The sequence below is a fragment of the Streptomyces formicae genome, from assembly GCF_002556545.1.
GTDB classification, from domain to species: domain Bacteria; phylum Actinomycetota; class Actinomycetes; order Streptomycetales; family Streptomycetaceae; genus Streptomyces; species Streptomyces formicae_A.
Genome location: NZ_CP022685.1, coordinates 1,453,884 through 1,468,839, shown reverse-complemented (window position 1 = coordinate 1,468,839; position 14,956 = coordinate 1,453,884). Strand labels below are relative to the sequence as shown.

The following is a 14,956-nucleotide window of genomic DNA, read 5'->3' as shown; positions in this document are numbered from 1 at the left end:
GTGTTCACCGGAATCGTCGAAGAGCTGGGCGAGATCACCGCCGTCGAGAACCTCCCCGACGCCTCCCGCTTCCGTCTGCGCGGCCCCGTGGTGACCGAGGGGGCGAAACACGGCGACTCCATCGCCGTCAACGGCGTCTGTCTGACCGTCGTGGAGCACGAGGGCGACGAGTTCACCGCCGACGTGATGGCCGAGACCCTGAACCGCTCCAGCCTCGGCGCGCTCACCGTCGGCTCCCGCGTCAACCTGGAGCGCCCCACCTCGGTCGGCGCGCGCCTGGGCGGCCACATCGTGCAGGGCCACGTCGACGGCACCGGCGAGATCGTCGAGCGCAAGCCGTCCGAGAACTGGGAGATCGTCAAGGTCTCGCTCCCCGCCGACCTCTCCCGCTACGTCGTGGAGAAGGGCTCCATCACGGTCGACGGCGTCAGCCTCACCGTGGTCGACGCGGGCCCCGACCACTTCACCATCAGCCTGATCCCCACGACCCTCGCGCTGACCACGCTCGGCATCAAGCAGCCCGGCGACCCGGTCAACCTCGAGGTCGACATCATCGCCAAGTACGTGGAGCGCCTCCTCGGCGACCGCGCCCAGGTCCCGGAACGGGAGACCACCCAGTGAACTGGCTCAACTCCGAAGCCTTCACGGCCTTCGACCAGCACATCCTGTGGTCCGACATGATCGGTAACACCGTCGGCCTCGTCGCCCTCGCGCTCGGCTGGCGGCGCTCGATCTGGACCTGGCCCGCCCAGTTCCTCTCCGGCGTCATCCTCGTCGCCGCGTACGCCTCCGCGCAGCTCTCCGGCGGCGTCGGCAAGCAGCTCCTCGTCATCGGCGTCGCGCTGTGGGGCTGGCGGCAGTGGACGCGCGGCAGGCAGCAGGCGCAGGACGGCTCCATCGCCATCCGCTTCGCCACCTGGAAGGAGCGGGGCGTCCTGCTCGCGGGCACCGCGGTCGGCACGCTCGCCGTCGGCGCCCTGTTCAGCGCCGTCCCCGACCTGTCCTGGAACCCCTGGCCGGACGCCTACATCTTCGTCGGCACGCTCGCCGCGATGGTCGCCCAGGCCCGCGGGCTCGTCGAATTCTGGTTCGCCTGGCTGCTCGTCGACGTGGTCGGCGTGCCGCTCGCCTTCAGCAGCGGCCTGGCCTTCTCCGGCCTGGTCTACGTCGTCTACCTCGCCCTCGTCCTGTGGGGCATGCGCGACTGGTGGCTGCGCTCCCGCGCGGCGGCCTCTCAGCCCGTCATGGAAGGAGCCCCGGCATGAGTGTGGCACCGGTCTGGTACAGCACGGACAACGCCGAAGACCTCTCCCTCGACCCCGTCGAGCAGGCCGTCCGCGACATCGCGGCGGGCCGACCCGTCGTGGTCGTCGACGACGAGGACCGCGAGAACGAGGGCGACCTCGTCATCGCCGCGGAGAAGGCGACCCCCGAGATCGTCGCCTTCATGATGAGCGAGTGCCGGGGCCTGATCTGCGCGCCCATGGAGGCCGACGAGCTCGACCGGCTCCGCCTGCCGCAGATGGTCGAGCACAACACCGAGTCGATGAGCACGGCCTTCACCGTCTCCGTCGACGCCTCGGCGGCCCACGGCGTCAGCACCGGTATCTCCGCCGCCGACCGCGCCACCACGCTCCGCCTCCTGGCGGGCGGCGAGGCCGCGGCGGACGACTTCGTGCGCCCGGGGCACATCTTCCCGCTGCGTGCCAGGCCCGGCGGCGTGCTCGTGCGCAACGGCCACACCGAGGCCGCCGTCGACCTCGCCAGGCTCGCCGGTCTTCGCCCCGCCGGGGCCATCGTGGAGATCGCGGGCGAGGACGGGAAGATGCTGCGCCTTCCCGAGCTGGTCCCCTTCGCCCGCAAGCACGGCCTGACGATCATCTCCATCGAGGACCTGATCGCCTACCGCCGCTCCTCGGAGCCGACCGTCCGCCGCGAGGCCGAGGTCCGTCTCCCCACCGCCTTCGGCGACTTCACGGCGTACGGCTACCGCTCCACCGTCGACGGCGTCGAGCACGTCGCCCTCGTGCACGGCGACATCGGCGAGGGCGACGACGTCCTGGCCCGGCTGCACTCCGAGTGCCTCACCGGCGACATCTTCCACTCGCTGCGCTGCGACTGCGGCCCGCAGCTGGAGGCGTCCATGCGGCGCGTCACCGAGGAGGGCCGCGGCGTCGTCGTCTATCTGCGCGGCCACGAGGGGCGCGGCATCGGCCTGCTCTCCAAGCTGCGCGCCTACGAGCTCCAGGAGCGCGGCAGCGACACCCTGGACGCCAACCTGGAGCTCGGCCTGCCCGCCGACTCCAGGGACTACGGCGCGGGCGCCCGGATCCTCGACGACCTCGGCGTACGCAGCGTCCGGCTGATGACCAACAACCCCGACAAGACCGCCGCGGTCCTGCGGCACGGCCTGAAGGTCACCGGGCGCGAGCCCATGCCCGTCAAGGCCGGTGAGCACAACCTGCGCTACCTGCGCACCAAGCGGGACCGCATGGGTCACGACCTGCCGTGGCTGGACACCCCCGGTGCCTCGGCCTGCGGAAACCAGTAACAACTCCCTACGAGAGCGACCAGGAGAAGCGCGTGAGCGGCAAGGGTGCACCCGAACTGAGCGTGAAGAACTGCGGCGACCTGCGGGTCGCGGTGATCGCCGCGCAGTGGCACGAGAAGGTCATGGACGGCCTGGTGGACGGCGCCCTGCGCGCCCTGCACGAGCTCGGCATCAGCGAGCCGACGGTCCTGCGCGTGCCGGGCAGCTTCGAGCTGCCGGTCGTCGCCAAGGTCCTCGCGGGACGCGGCTACGACGCGATCGTCGCGCTCGGCGTCGTCATCCGCGGCGGCACACCGCACTTCGAGTACGTGTGCCAGGGCGTCACCCAGGGCCTCACCCAGGTCTCCGTGGACACCGGAGTGCCGATCGGCTTCGGCGTGCTGACCTGCGACACCGAGGAGCAGGCCCTGGACCGCGCGGGCATCGAGGGATCCCGCGAGGACAAGGGGCACGAAGCGGTCACCGCGGCCGTGGCCACCGCGACCACGCTGCGCACCGTCTCCGAACCCTGGCGCTGAGCGGCGCCGGTCAGCCGCGTAGAGTGAACGGCATCATGTCCAAGAAGACTTTCGAGGAGCTCTTCGCCGAGCTCCAGCACAAGGCCGTCAACGGCGACCCCGCGACCTCCCGCACCGCCGAGCTGGTCGACAAGGGCGTCCATGCCATCGGCAAGAAGGTCGTCGAGGAGGCCGCCGAAGTGTGGATGGCCGCCGAGCACGAGGGCAAGGAAGCCGCCGCCGAGGAGATCTCGCAGCTCCTCTACCACATCCAGGTGATGATGATCGCCCGCGGCATCTCCCTCGACGACGTGTACGCCCACCTCTGAGCCCCGCACCACCGGCTCGCCCAACTCACCCATCACGCAAAGGAATCCGACCTCATGCTGCGCATCGCCGTCCCCAACAAGGGTTCACTGTCCGGACCTGCGTCGGCGATGCTCCATGAGGCCGGATACCAGCAGCGCAAGGAGTCCAAGGAACTCGTCCTGGTCGACCCGGACAACGAGGTCGAGTTCTTCTACCTGCGCCCCAAGGACATCGCGATCTACGTGTCGGCGGGCAAGCTCGACATCGGCATCACCGGACAGGACCTCCTGATCGACTCCGGCGCCGACGCCGAGGTCATCCTGCCGCTCGGCTTCGCCCGCTCCACCTTCCGCTTCGCCGCCAAGCCCGGCACCGCGAACGGCATCGAGGACCTGGCGGGCAAGACCGTCGCCACCTCGTACGAGGGAATCGTCGCCAAGCACCTCGCGAACAGCGGGATCGACGCCTCCGTCGTCCACCTGGACGGCGCCGTCGAGACCGCCATCGAGCTGGGCGTCGCCCAGGTCATCGCGGACGTCGTGGAGACCGGCACCTCGCTGCGGAACGCGGGCCTGGAGGTGTTCGGCGAGCCGATCATGAAGTCCGAGGCGGTCGTCATCCGGGGCGCGGGCGCCGACGCGGACGACCCCAAGGTGCAGCAGTTCCTGCGCCGCCTCCAGGGCGTCCTGGTCGCCAGGTCGTACGTGATGATGGACTACGACTGCCGCGCCGAGCACCTGGAGCAGGCCGTCGCCCTCACCCCGGGCCTGGAGTCGCCGACCATCTCCCCGCTGCACAACGAGGGCTGGGTGGCCGTCCGCTCCATGGTGCCCGCCAAGGAGGCCCAGCGGATCATGGACGACCTGTACGCCATCGGCGCGCGGGCCATCCTGACCACCGCCATCCACGCCTGCCGCCTCTGACCCGGCAGGAGACCCCCGCCATGACTGACGCTTCCGCCCCGCCCGCCCTGCCCGTCACCTTCCGGCCGACGCGGACCCGGGCCGTCCTGCTCACCGCGGGCGCCGCGATGTTCGTGGTCCTCACGGTCGTCGCCTTCCTGCTGCCCACCCTCAGCCCGGGGGAGCGGACCAGCTTCGTCTTCACCGGCGCGCTGCTCTGCGGCGTGCTCGTGCTGCTCAGCAGGCCCAAGGTGGTCGCCGACGACTCCGGCGTCACCGTCGTCAACATCGCCACCAGCCGACGCCTGGCCTGGGCCGAGATCGTGCAGGTCAACCTCCGCCCGGGCGACCCCTGGGTGTTCCTGAACCTCAGCGACGGCACCAGCCTGCCCGCCCTCGGCATCCAGCCCGGCATCGCCAGGCAGCAGGCCATCGGCGACGCCCGCGCCCTGCGCGCCCTCGTCGACGCCCGGGCGCCTCGCGGGGACTGACGCCGCGCGCCCGGTCTTGATTAATCTGGTGGCGGGGCACGCATGGTGTGCCGCCCCGCCCCTGCCGGGCCCGCCAGGACCCCAGGGGCTCCTGCTACCCGAGGAGTGACTCCCTCCGGCGATGGACGGATCGTCCTGTAGTACCTGCGCCGCCCCCTCCCGACATACCGGGACCGGCACGACCGGGGAGGCGGCGGCATGACAGTCCCCTTGCTGCTCCTCGGGGCGGCATTCCTGCTGATTCTCGCCAACGGCTTCTTCGTGGCGGCCGAGTTCGGCCTCGTCACCGTGGAACGGCCCGACGCGGAGAAGGCCGCGGCCGACGGCGACCGTCGGGCCCGTACGGTCGTCGGTGCCCTCAAGGAGCTGTCCTTCCAGCTCTCCGGCACCCAACTCGGCATCACCATCACCTCGCTCGTCGTCGGCATGCTCGCCGAACCGGCCCTCGCACGCCTGCTCGCGGGACCGTTCACGGCGATCGGCGTCCCCCGGGGCGCGGTCGGCGGGGTCGCCGTGGTGGTCGGCATGCTCCTCGCCTCCGCCGTGCAGATGGTGATCGGCGAGCTGGTGCCCAAGAACTGGGCGGTGTCCAGGCCGTTGCAGGTCGCGCGGTTCGTCGCGGGCCCGCAGCACGCCTTCTCGCGGCTCTTCCGACCGGTGATCGCCCTGCTCAACGCGGTGGCCAACCGTCTCGTACGCGCCCTGGGCGTCGAGCCCGCCGAGGAGCTGGCGTCCGCCCGCACCCCCGGTGAACTCGTCTCCCTGGCGCGGCACTCGGCGCAGGCCGGCGCCCTGGAGCAGGACACCGCCGACCTCTTCGTCCGCACCCTCTCGCTCGCCGAACTGACCGCGCAGCACGTCATGACGCCGCGCGTGAAGGTCAGCGCCCTCCAGTCGTCGGCGACCGCCGAGGACGTGGTGAACCTGACCAGGGCCACCGGCCTGTCCCGCTTCCCCGTCTACCGCGAGCGGATCGACGAGATCGTCGGCATGGTGCACCTCAAGGACGCCCTCGCGGTCTCCGCCCACGAGCGCCTCAGGACGCCCGTGAGCCGCATCGCGCAGTCCCCGCTGCTCGTCCCCCAGACGCTGCCCGTGCAGCCCCTGCTCGGGCGGCTGCGCAACGAACAGCCCATCGCGGTCGTCGTCGACGAGTACGGCGGCACGGCGGGCGTCGTCACCCTGGAGGACATCGTCGAGGAACTCGTCGGCGAGGTCCGCGACGAGCACGACCTGCACGACGCGCCCGAGCTCAGCCCCGCGCCGCCCGAGGACGGCGGGGCCGCCTGGGACGCCGACGGCAGCTGCCGCGTCGACACGCTGCGGCGCGTCGGGCTCGACGTGCCCGAAGGTCCCTACGAGACGGTGGCCGGACTCGTCGCCGATCTGCTCGGCCGCATCCCCGCCCCCGGCGACCGCGCCGAACTCCCGGGCCTGCGGCTCGCGGTGCGCCAGGTGGGGCACTACCGCGCCGAGCGCGTCAGGATCGTCGCCACCTCGCACACCCCGGCCCGCACGTCCGTCGCGGAGGCGGTCCGATGAGCCTGCTGCAACTCCTGTTCGCCGTCCTGCTCGTGCTTGCCAACGGCTTCTTCGTGGGCGCCGAGTTCGCGCTCGTCTCCGTACGCCGCAGCCAGATCGAGCCGCTGGATTCCAAGCGGGCCCGCCAGGTCCTCTACGGCCTCGAACACCTGCCGCAGATGATGGCGGCCGCCCAGTTCGGCATCACCGTCTGCTCGTTGACGCTCGGCGCGGTCGCCGAGCCGACCGTCGCGCATCTCCTGGAGCCGCTCTTCGAGGCGGTCCACCTGCCCGACGGCATGATCCACCCGCTCGGCTACGTGATCGCGCTCGCCGTCGTCGTCTTCCTCCACCTCGTCATCGGCGAGATGGTCCCGAAGAACCTCGCGATGGCGGCGCCGGAGAAGACCGCGCTCTGGTTCAGCCCGGGGCTCGTCGCCTTCGCGCGTCTGTGCCGTCCGGTGACGGTGGCGCTCGGCGCCTGCGCCAAGGTCGTCCTCAAGGTCTTCGGGGTGGAGCCCAAGGACGAGGTCGAGGCGGTCTTCACCAGCGAGCAGCTGAACCGCCTCGTCGAGGACTCGGGCCAGGCGGGCCTGCTCGACCCCGAGGAGCAGGAGCGCCTCGAGGACGCCCTCGAACTGGGCTCGCGCCCGGTGACGGACGTCCTGCTCGACGGCGCTTCCCTGATCACCGTGGGCCCCTCGGTCACCCCGGGCCAGGTCGTCGAACTCACGGGGCGTACCGGCTACTCGCGCTTCCCGGTCCGCGCGGAGAACGGCGCCTTCATGGGCTACCTCCACGTGAAGGACGTCCTCGACCTGGAGGAGACGGACCGGGCCGTGCCGCAGCAGGTGTGGCGCCCGATGACGACCCTGCGGGCCGAACTCCCGCTGGACGACGCCCTGACCGTGATGCGCCGCGCCGCGACGCATCTCGCGCAGGTCGCCGACGGCGCGGGCAAGGTGCTCGGCCTGGTCGCCCTGGAGGACGTCCTGGAACTCCTGGTCGGCGAGGTCCGCGACCCCGCGCACCGGGTCGCGGTGCCCCGCACGGCGCAGGAGCGACGGGCCACCGGGGCCCGGGAGGCACGCGGCGGCGCCCTCGTGGGCTGAACCGGCTGGAGCGTGCCCTCAGAACCCGTCCGTCCTCAGATGCCGGACGGGTTCTGCGGTCCCCGCCCCGAGAGCACCTCTCCGTACGCCTGCATCAGGTCCGGCAGGCGCAGCGTCGACAGGTCGTCGCGGTCGGGGGCGCCCGGATAGCCGGACAGGCGCAGGTCGCGGTAGGCGCAGCTCTTCTCGTACAGCGTGCGCAGGAAGCGGCCGTTGCCGAGCTCGTCGATCCACGCCTGGTCGACGACGTGCCCGCTGATGGACCGCAGCTCTTCGAGTGCCTCCTCGTCCCACACGTCTCCGTTGTCGGCCGCCAGCACCTCGCCGATGGAGGTGAGTTCCAAGGGGCGGTACGAGGGGAAGTCCACGCGGGTCGTGAAGCGCGAGGAGAGTCCGGGGTTGGCGGCGAGCAGCCGGTCCATGCCCTCGGGGTAACCGGCCAGGATCACCACGAGGTGGTCGCGGTTGTCCTCGGCGCGTTTGAGGAGGACCTGGAGGGCCTCGTCGCCGTACGCGTCGCCCTTGCCGTAGCCCGAGTTGGACAGGGAGTACGCCTCGTCGACGAAGAGGACGCCGCCGATCGCCGAGTCGATCAGCTCGTTGGCCTTCACCGCGGTCTGGCCCAGGTACTCGCCGACCAGATCGGCGCGCTGCGCCTCCACCAGGTGGTCGCCGCCGAGCAGTCCGAGCGCGTAGAAGACCCGGCCGAGGATGCGGGCCACGGTGGTCTTGCCGGTGCCCGAGGGTCCTGAGAAGACGAAGTGTCGTTTCGGCGGCTGGACGGGCAGGCCCTGCGCCGCCCGCAGCCGTGCCATGTTCAACTGCGCGGAGAGCGCCTTGACCTGGCGTTTGACCGGTTCGAGGCCGACCATGCGCTCCAGCTCGGCGAGCGCGGCCTCCAGGAGCGCGGGGTCGGTGGGCCCCGGTGGCAGCTGGGGCGTGCCCGCCTTGATCGGGATGACCGCCTTCTCGCGGACCGCGTCGGTACCCGAAGGCCCGGGAGGCCCGCCGCCCGGCGGCGGTTCGGGGTCGGTGACCTTCAGGTCCCGGCCCTCGGCGCCGAACAGCGGCTCGATGCCCTCGGGCCCTTCGAGCAGGTCGGGTCCCGCCCCCGCCAGGCTGATCGCGGCGGCCAGGTCGGCCGCCTCGTCGTACCCGTCGCCCTCGGCGATCGCCGCGAGCCGCGCGGAGGTGTCCATGAAGGCGGGGTCGACGCGGTGCACCGCGCGGTACAGCGGCAGGGCCGCAGCCGAGCGTCCGGTGCCCTCGTGCGCGCGGGCCAGCCAGTAGCGCAGCTCCTTGCGCTGCGGCTGCTCGCTGCGGCAGCGCATCAGGGCGGCCGACAGGAGCGGATCCGCCTGGCCGTACATCTCCAGGCGTACCCGGGCCATGCCGCCGAAGAGACCGGCCTCGATGCCCAGCATCGGATCGTCGATCAGCGAGTCGGTGTGGCGCACCAACTGGTCCCAGTCCTTGACCAGGTAGGACCGGCAGGCGTGCAGGAAGCGCACCTGCGGATCCGCGTCGACCGGCGGCAGTCCGGCGAGCGCCCGGTCGAGCTCGGGCACGTGGCGTCCGTCCAGCCAGTGCGAGGCGTGCGCGAGCAGCAGGTCGCGGGTGCTCTCCAGGACGGGCTGGACCCACCAGCCCAGCCAGTACCAGGAATTGAGGGTCCGCGTGTGCCGGGCGCGCTGCTCCCCGAAGCGTTCCCTGTGCTGGAACATCCGAAGGAGCGCCGTCGTCGTGTCGATGCGCAGCGCGTGCAGCCCGAGCCAGCCGTCGGCCATCCCGGGATCCATCCGCACCGCCGTGCGGAACTCCTCCTCCGCCTGCGGATAGGCGCCCATCGTGTAGGCGTCGACGCCCCTCAGCCAGGCGAGGTCGGCCGGGGCGGGTGAGCCCACCGCGTCGAAGTCCATCACGTCCCCCACAAACCGTGCCCCCGTTTGCGTACCGCCGGGCGGTGCCCGTCGGCCACTTCGCTGAACCACCGTGCTGCGGACGGGAGTTGACTCGGCGCGCAGAGCATCAGCCGTCCGAAAGGCGCACCGAGATGCATCGTACCTGCGGGGGAGCGGTCGGCCGTAGGGTGCCGCACCGCGAGATCGGGCGCGCGGGGCCGCCGGGGAGCGGGCCCGATGGTGACCCAGTGTGAGCGAACGGCCGCTCGGGGCAGCCGGAAATCGGGCCCGAAAGGCAGAACGAAGCCCCCGATCACGGGGGAACAACCGGGGGCTTCGCGTCTGCGGGCGGTCCCGTAGGACCGCACATTCAGAACGTAAGTCCTGTAAGGCCCCTGGGTCAAGCAGAGTTGGGGCACTCGCTGAAACTGGCCGGAGCAAGTGGAAGCGCTTTTCCGGAGGTTCAGCGGACCGCCGATGGTTCTTAACTCAGTGTGACGACTTGGGTCCCGACTGGCGTCTCATTGGGGCCCTGGAGCAACTCGTATCCCTCGGGACTCTGTCGTACCAAAAGGTGAGCGAACGGCCGTGAAGGGTCCTCGGTGAAGTGCCGGAGTTCCGCGGGCTCCCATCCGTCCCAGAAGTCACTTTGGACCTGTCCGTCCCGATGGCGTCCCCGCGCCCATGCCTCCTCCTGCGGCACGTCCATCCACAACAGCTGGGCGAGGAAGGGGCGCAGCGCCGCGCGGCCCGCGCCGACCCCCTCGACGATCACCACGGGCGCGGGCGGCAGCTCCCGGTCGGCGGGCCCGAAACGGCGCTCGGTCCAGTCGTAGACCGCGTAATGCGCCGTCTCGCCGCGCGCCAGCGGATCCAGGACGGTGCGGCGCAGTCGCTCGGTCCAGGCGAACAGGGCGTCGTGGCTCGCGATGTCGTCGAGACGCAGCACGGGCGCCCCGCCGAGCGCCTCGGCGAGCCGGCGCGCGAAGGTCGACTTCCCCGAGCCCGCGTGCCCGTCCACGGCGACGAGCCGGACGGGGCCGCAGGAGGGCGGCAGCCCCCGCAGGGCCTCGGCGAGGCGGGGGAGCGCGGTGCGCGGGTGCGGACGCGAGTGTGGGTCCGGGTGCCTGGTCATCATCGGCAAGCGTACGACCGCGGAAGGATGTGTTCCGCGCGCCGCCGCAGGTCATGCCATTGGTAGAGGCCAATAATGATGCGCGCGGCAGTGCCCGAAGCGCTGGCAGAAGTCGGCGGGGACCGGCCATAGTTGGCCCACTTCCGTGCACCTGACCCGACCTTCCGGCGTCCGGCCGGAGACCACGTCGACTGGGGGTCCCTTCATGGACCGAGCAGACCGAGCAGACCGAGCTGGCAGAACCGACAGAACTGACCGGGCCGGCAGAACTGACCGAGCAGACCGAGCAGACGACATGTCCCGCAGAACCGTGCTCGCCACGGCCGCCGCGGTGGCCGCCATCGCGGCCACAGCGAGCCCCGCCCTCGGCGCCACGGGGCCCGCCGCCCGCCCGCCGCGCGCGGCCCGTCTCGTGGACAACCACTTCTGGACCTCGTACGAGGACTGGCGCACCGGCACCGCCGAGGGCACCGCCGTGGTCGCGGGGAGCCGCCCCGGGCTGCGCATCGCCAAGGCCGCGGGACGCACCGACTACACCGATCCGCACACCGGCACGACCGCCACCTGGGAGTACGCCCGGTGGACCTCGCCGACCCACCGCTCCACCGTGCCCGCGACGGAGGCCATCGCCTCCTGGAACGCGCGCACCCCGGCGGGCACCTGGCTCCAGGTCGAGCTGCGCGGCACCTACTCCGACAAGACCGAGACCCCTTGGTACGTCATGGGGCGCTGGACCGCGGGCGACGACATCGCGGTCGACATCCGGCGGACCTCGGTCGACGACCAGACCGACGGGAAGTCCACCGTCTGGACGGACACGCTCTCCCTGGACGACACGACGGCGGCCCTGCGGATCGTCTCCTACCGGCTGCGCCTGACGCTGTACCGCAAGCCCGGCGACACCGCGACGCCCACGGTCTGGCGGCTCGGCGCCATGGCCTCTGCGGTCCCCGACCGCTTCACGGTCCCGGCGTCCACGCCGGGCCTGGCCAAGGAACTGAAGGTTCCGCGCTACTCGCAGGAGATCCACGCCGGGCAGTACCCCGAGTACGACAACGGGGGCGAGGCGTGGTGCAGCCCCACCTCCTCGCAGATGATCATCGAGTACTGGGGCCGCAAACCCACCCCCGAAGACCTCGCCTGGGTCGACCCGACCTACGCCGACCCGCAGGTGTGCCACGCGGCCCGCTTCACCTTCGACTACCAGTACGAGGGCTGTGGCAACTGGCCGTTCAACGCCGCGTACGCCGCGACGTACAAGGACCTCCAGGGCGTCGTGACGCGCCTCGCGTCCCTCACGGAGCTGGAGTCGCTGATCGCCGCGGGCATCCCGGCCATAACGTCCCAGTCCTTCCGCAAGGAGGAACTGACCGGCGCGGGCTACGGCACGGCGGGCCACCTGATGACGGTCATCGGCTTCACCGCGGGCGGCGACGTGATCGCCAACGACCCCGCCTCACCGTCCGATCCGGCGGTGCGCCGCGTCTACAAGAGGCGTGAGTGGGAGAACATCTGGCTGCGCACCAAGCGCTACAACGCCTCGGGGAAGGTGGTCTCGGGCACGGGCGGGGTCTGTTACCTCTACTTCCCGACGAAGCTCTCCTCGGCCCAGCGCAAGGCGCTCGCGGCGGTCGGTATCCGCTGACGGGGCGCAGGAGGAAGCCCTCTCCCATCGCGGGGAGAGGGCTTCCTCCCTGTCCGCCCTGTCGGCTGAAGAGATCCGTGAAGAATTCCGCGACGGCAGACATAGATTGCCGGGAGTCCACGCGTCCTTGTGGTCGTCAGAAACGGGAGGGGCCATGAACCCGCAGGACCACGAGAGATTCCGGGACTTCGTCGACGCCCGGTGGAGCGCCTTGCTCCGCCTGGCGAACCTGCTCACGGGCGGCGATCGCCACGAAGCCGAGGACCTTGTGCAGATCGCTCTGCTGAAGGCGCTGGGGCGCTGGCGGCACATCGAGGACCCGGAAGGCTATGTGCGCAAGGTGATGTACCGGCACCAGATCAGCCGCTGGCGGCTGCGCAGACCGCACCGCGAGCCCACGTTCGCCACGCCGCCCGAGCGCCTCGGCGTCGCCGACGGCACGTCCGCAGCGGATCTGCGGATCACCGTCAGCGGGGCGCTGGCCAGGCTGACGCCGCGACAGCGCACCGTGCTCGTGCTGCGCTACTTCGAGGACCTGTCCGAGACGGAGGTCGCGGCCGCGCTCGGCTGCTCGGTGGGCACCGTACGCAGCACCACCCACCGCTCCCTGGCCCGGCTGCGCACCCTCGCGCCGGAGCTGGGCCTCCCCGGCCAGAACGCCACCACCGCCCCGCACGCCATGTCCCTGAAGGGAGCCCGCACATGAACCCCGAGCAGCTCGACGACACGATCAGGGACGTCCTGCACGCCTGGACCCCCGAGAACCCCGCGGCCCCCGCGGGCATCGCCGAGCGTCTGGTGGGCCGTCGCCGACGGCGCAACGCCGTCCGCGCGACGGGCACCGTGCTCGGCCTCGCGGGCATCACCCTGGGCGCCGCCCTCACCACCGGCGCACTCGGCGACGACGGGACGTCGCGACCGGCCGCGGGGGTGAGCAAGCAGAGCAAGCTGCTCTGGCGGACCACGCTGCCCGCGCCGTCCTGGGACGCCTGCGCGATCGGGATCGATCCGCGTGACGTGTACTGCAGGGGCGAGAAGTACGACGCCATCGGGGTGAACGGTCGTACCGGAAAGGTCGACTGGCGGCGGAAGGCCGAGGACGGCCACAGCGGCAGCACCCCGGCGGGCACGTTTCCCGGTGCCCGGGACGGGGTGGTGTACACCTACGCCGATCACGACCCGGGGGCGTCCAGGGCGGGCACCGACCTCGTCGCCCTCGACGCCGGGACGCGGCGGGTGCTGTGGAAGCACGAGCTGGCCGACGACAGCAGGGGCGGCACCTCCGCCGTCCTGTTCGACGGCGGTGTCCTCGCCAACGCGCCCACCTTCAAGCGCGTCGCCGCGCTGGACGGCAGGACGGGCCGGACGCTGTGGACGTACACCCGGAAGCAGGCCGACTGCGACCGGGCCGTCATCGGCGGCGTCCCGTACATGACGTGCTCCCCGGACAGCGAGAAGGCGCCGCAGCGGAGCGCCGTCATCCGCCTCGACCCGAAGACGGGCAGGCCGGAGACGGTGGCGTCCGTCAAGGGCCCCACCATGAAGATCGGTACGGACGGGGACGCCGTGCTGCTGGCGGGCCCGGCCGACGGCAAGCCGCTCACCGGCGAGCCGGGCCCCGCCACCCTGATCCGCGTCGACACCGGCTCCGGCAAGGTGACGCGCCACCGGATGGACCGCCTGGCCATGGGCACGGTCGCGGACGGCCGCATCCTGGGCATCGACAGGGACGGCAACGCCGTCGCGTACTCCGCGGACAACGGCGAGCGGCTGTGGTCGAGCGCCACGGGTCTCACGCTCCGCGAGGACCCGCGCGACGCCACGATGCGAGAGCTGGCCTCGGCGGCCGCGGTGGACCTCACGAGCCGGGTGGCGTACTTCCTCGACCCGTCGGGCCACCTGGTGGGCCTCGACCTGGACAGCGGCGACGTGCGCTGGCGCGGCAAGGTCCCGCTGCCGAAGACCCCGATGCGGCCCGGGATCGCGCCCGAACTCATGAGCGAGGACAAGAGCCTCGTCGGCCAGGTCGGCGGCGAACTCTTCAGGATCGAACCCCGACTGTCCCACGGGGGCTGACACCCGCCGGGACGACGTGAGCGGGCGAGCTCCGGCGGGGGAACCCGGAGCTCGCCCGGTCGTCCGAAAAGCGCAGCCGGGGCGGCCGGAAAGCGCACCGGGGGCAGCCGGAAAGCGCAGCCGACGCGCCCCCGCGCCGCCTCCGTCGTAGCGTTGCCGCCATGTGCTGGAGCGCTACCGCCGATCTCGTCGCGGGCGCGGGCATCGCCGCGGTGGGGGTCGCCTCGGCGACCCTGGCGGCCCGCCGCCCCCGTGACCTGCCGCTGGCCGCGCTGCCCGTCCTGCTGGGGGTCCACCAGATCATCGAGGCCGCGGTCTGGCACCACGACGGCGGCACCGGGCCCGCCACGCTCGCCTGGGCCGTCATCGCGCTGCCGCTGCTCGCGCTGTGGGTACCGGCGGCCGTGCTGTGCGCCGCGCCGCCGGGGGCCCGCCGCCGGTTGGCCGTCCCTCTCGTGGTGGGGTGCGCGACCGCCGCCGCGCTCGCGCACGCGCTGGCGACCCGCACCGTGACCGCCGAGATCCGCGGGCACACGGTCGGCTACTCCCTGGGGCTGCCCCGGGCGGAGCTGGTCGTCGCTGGCTACCTCTTCGCCACCATCGGCTCCCTGGTCCTCTCCGGTGACCGCGGCCTCGCCCTGTTCGGCGTCCTGGTCGCCGTCGGGGCCGCGGTCTCCTTCGTGCTGTGGCGCCAGGAGTACATCTCGACGTGGTGCGCGACCGCCGCCGTGTCCTCGGTGGTCCTGCTGCTGTGGGTCGCGCGGCGTCGCCCGCCCGCCCCGCGACGAGCGGGCGGCCCTCTCACACCGTGACGCC

At 72.0% G+C, this 14,956-nt stretch carries 15 protein-coding genes; 13 read left to right on the top strand and 2 right to left on the bottom strand.

Annotation, left to right across the window (positions count from 1 at the left end):
• The 9 genes from KY5_RS05980 to KY5_RS05940 all read left to right on the top strand — a co-directional run bounded on the left by KY5_RS05980 (position 1) and on the right by KY5_RS05940 (position 7,383).
• Complete coding sequence (locus KY5_RS05980) at positions 1-621, top strand: riboflavin synthase (protein WP_098241220.1); 621 nt, start codon at positions 1-3, stop codon at positions 619-621.
• A gap of 56 nt (positions 622-677) precedes the next feature.
• Positions 678-1,265, top strand: a complete 588-nt coding sequence (locus KY5_RS05975; RefSeq protein ID WP_098247080.1) for a nicotinamide mononucleotide transporter family protein — start codon at positions 678-680, stop codon at positions 1,263-1,265.
• Positions 1,262-2,551: a bifunctional 3,4-dihydroxy-2-butanone-4-phosphate synthase/GTP cyclohydrolase II gene (locus KY5_RS05970; protein ID WP_098241219.1), complete on the top strand. Its 1,290-nt coding sequence runs from the start codon at positions 1,262-1,264 to the stop codon at positions 2,549-2,551. The genes KY5_RS05975 and KY5_RS05970 overlap by 4 nt, the downstream gene beginning before the upstream one ends.
• A gap of 32 nt (positions 2,552-2,583) precedes the next feature.
• Positions 2,584-3,069: a 6,7-dimethyl-8-ribityllumazine synthase gene (gene ribH, locus KY5_RS05965; RefSeq protein WP_055547749.1), complete on the top strand. Its 486-nt coding sequence runs from the start codon at positions 2,584-2,586 to the stop codon at positions 3,067-3,069.
• Between the two features lie 35 nt (positions 3,070-3,104).
• The gene (locus KY5_RS05960) at positions 3,105-3,377 is read left to right on the top strand and encodes a phosphoribosyl-ATP diphosphatase (protein WP_098241218.1); all 273 of its coding nucleotides are present in this window, start codon (positions 3,105-3,107) and stop codon (positions 3,375-3,377) included.
• A 54-nt stretch (positions 3,378-3,431) separates the two neighbouring features.
• A complete protein-coding gene (hisG, locus tag KY5_RS05955) occupies positions 3,432-4,280 on the top strand; it encodes an ATP phosphoribosyltransferase (protein ID WP_098241217.1) in 849 nt (282 codons plus the stop codon).
• 20 nt (positions 4,281-4,300) lie between these two features.
• On the top strand, positions 4,301-4,750 hold the full coding sequence (locus KY5_RS05950) for a PH domain-containing protein (protein ID WP_098241216.1): 450 nt from the start codon (positions 4,301-4,303) through the stop codon (positions 4,748-4,750).
• A gap of 198 nt (positions 4,751-4,948) precedes the next feature.
• Entirely contained in the window at positions 4,949-6,292 is a 1,344-nt protein-coding gene (locus tag KY5_RS05945) for a hemolysin family protein (protein WP_098241215.1), read from the top strand.
• Positions 6,289-7,383 carry a hemolysin family protein gene (locus KY5_RS05940; protein WP_098241214.1) on the top strand — a complete coding sequence of 365 codons (1,095 nt, stop codon included), beginning with the start codon at positions 6,289-6,291 and terminating at the stop codon, positions 7,381-7,383. Before KY5_RS05945 ends, KY5_RS05940 begins: the two co-directional genes overlap by 4 nt.
• 35 nt (positions 7,384-7,418) lie before the next feature.
• Here KY5_RS05940 and KY5_RS05935 read toward each other — a convergent pair whose 3' ends face one another.
• Together KY5_RS05935 and KY5_RS05930 are read right to left on the bottom strand one after the other, a co-directional pair.
• Positions 7,419-9,302, bottom strand: coding sequence for an AAA family ATPase (locus tag KY5_RS05935; protein WP_098241213.1), 1,884 nt, complete (start codon positions 9,300-9,302; stop codon positions 7,419-7,421).
• 466 nt (positions 9,303-9,768) lie between these two features.
• Complete coding sequence (locus KY5_RS05930; protein WP_098247079.1) at positions 9,769-10,419, bottom strand: uridine kinase family protein; 651 nt, start codon at positions 10,417-10,419, stop codon at positions 9,769-9,771.
• Positions 10,420-10,714: 295 nt separating this feature from the next.
• Here KY5_RS05930 and KY5_RS05925 point away from each other — a divergent pair, with 295 nt between their 5' ends.
• The 4 genes from KY5_RS05925 (at position 10,715) to KY5_RS05910 (ending at position 14,952) form a co-directional block, all read left to right on the top strand.
• On the top strand, positions 10,715-12,064 hold the full coding sequence (locus KY5_RS05925; protein ID WP_098241212.1) for a peptidase C39 family protein: 1,350 nt from the start codon (positions 10,715-10,717) through the stop codon (positions 12,062-12,064).
• A 154-nt stretch (positions 12,065-12,218) separates the two neighbouring features.
• Positions 12,219-12,770 carry a SigE family RNA polymerase sigma factor gene (locus tag KY5_RS05920; RefSeq protein ID WP_098241211.1) on the top strand — a complete coding sequence of 184 codons (552 nt, stop codon included), beginning with the start codon at positions 12,219-12,221 and terminating at the stop codon, positions 12,768-12,770.
• Positions 12,767-14,140 (top strand): PQQ-binding-like beta-propeller repeat protein, encoded by a 1,374-nt coding sequence (locus tag KY5_RS05915; RefSeq protein ID WP_098241210.1) that lies wholly within the window; start codon positions 12,767-12,769, stop codon positions 14,138-14,140. Before KY5_RS05920 ends, KY5_RS05915 begins: the two co-directional genes overlap by 4 nt.
• 161 nt (positions 14,141-14,301) lie before the next feature.
• Positions 14,302-14,952, top strand: a complete 651-nt coding sequence (locus tag KY5_RS05910; protein WP_098241209.1) for a DUF6629 family protein — start codon at positions 14,302-14,304, stop codon at positions 14,950-14,952.
• Positions 14,953-14,956 lie beyond the last annotated feature (4 nt).

Excerpts from the sequence above, each read along its gene's own strand:
- KY5_RS05930 (WP_098247079.1), bottom strand. The coding sequence starts at position 10,419 with ATGACCAGGCACCCGGACCCACACTCGCGTCCGCACCCGCGCACCGCG.
- KY5_RS05950 (WP_098241216.1), top strand. The coding sequence starts at position 4,301 with ATGACTGACGCTTCCGCCCCGCCCGCCCTGCCCGTCACCTTCCGGCCG.
- KY5_RS05910 (WP_098241209.1), top strand. The coding sequence starts at position 14,302 with ATGTGCTGGAGCGCTACCGCCGATCTCGTCGCGGGCGCGGGCATCGCC.
- KY5_RS05920 (WP_098241211.1), top strand. The coding sequence starts at position 12,219 with ATGAACCCGCAGGACCACGAGAGATTCCGGGACTTCGTCGACGCCCGG.
- KY5_RS05975 (WP_098247080.1), top strand. The coding sequence starts at position 678 with ATGATCGGTAACACCGTCGGCCTCGTCGCCCTCGCGCTCGGCTGGCGG.
- KY5_RS05935 (WP_098241213.1), bottom strand. The coding sequence starts at position 9,302 with ATGGACTTCGACGCGGTGGGCTCACCCGCCCCGGCCGACCTCGCCTGG.
- hisG (WP_098241217.1), top strand. The coding sequence starts at position 3,432 with ATGCTGCGCATCGCCGTCCCCAACAAGGGTTCACTGTCCGGACCTGCG.
- KY5_RS05960 (WP_098241218.1), top strand. The coding sequence starts at position 3,105 with ATGTCCAAGAAGACTTTCGAGGAGCTCTTCGCCGAGCTCCAGCACAAG.
- KY5_RS05970 (WP_098241219.1), top strand. The coding sequence starts at position 1,262 with ATGAGTGTGGCACCGGTCTGGTACAGCACGGACAACGCCGAAGACCTC.
- KY5_RS05915 (WP_098241210.1), top strand. The coding sequence starts at position 12,767 with ATGAACCCCGAGCAGCTCGACGACACGATCAGGGACGTCCTGCACGCC.
- KY5_RS05925 (WP_098241212.1), top strand. The coding sequence starts at position 10,715 with ATGTCCCGCAGAACCGTGCTCGCCACGGCCGCCGCGGTGGCCGCCATC.
- KY5_RS05940 (WP_098241214.1), top strand. The coding sequence starts at position 6,289 with ATGAGCCTGCTGCAACTCCTGTTCGCCGTCCTGCTCGTGCTTGCCAAC.
- KY5_RS05945 (WP_098241215.1), top strand. The coding sequence starts at position 4,949 with ATGACAGTCCCCTTGCTGCTCCTCGGGGCGGCATTCCTGCTGATTCTC.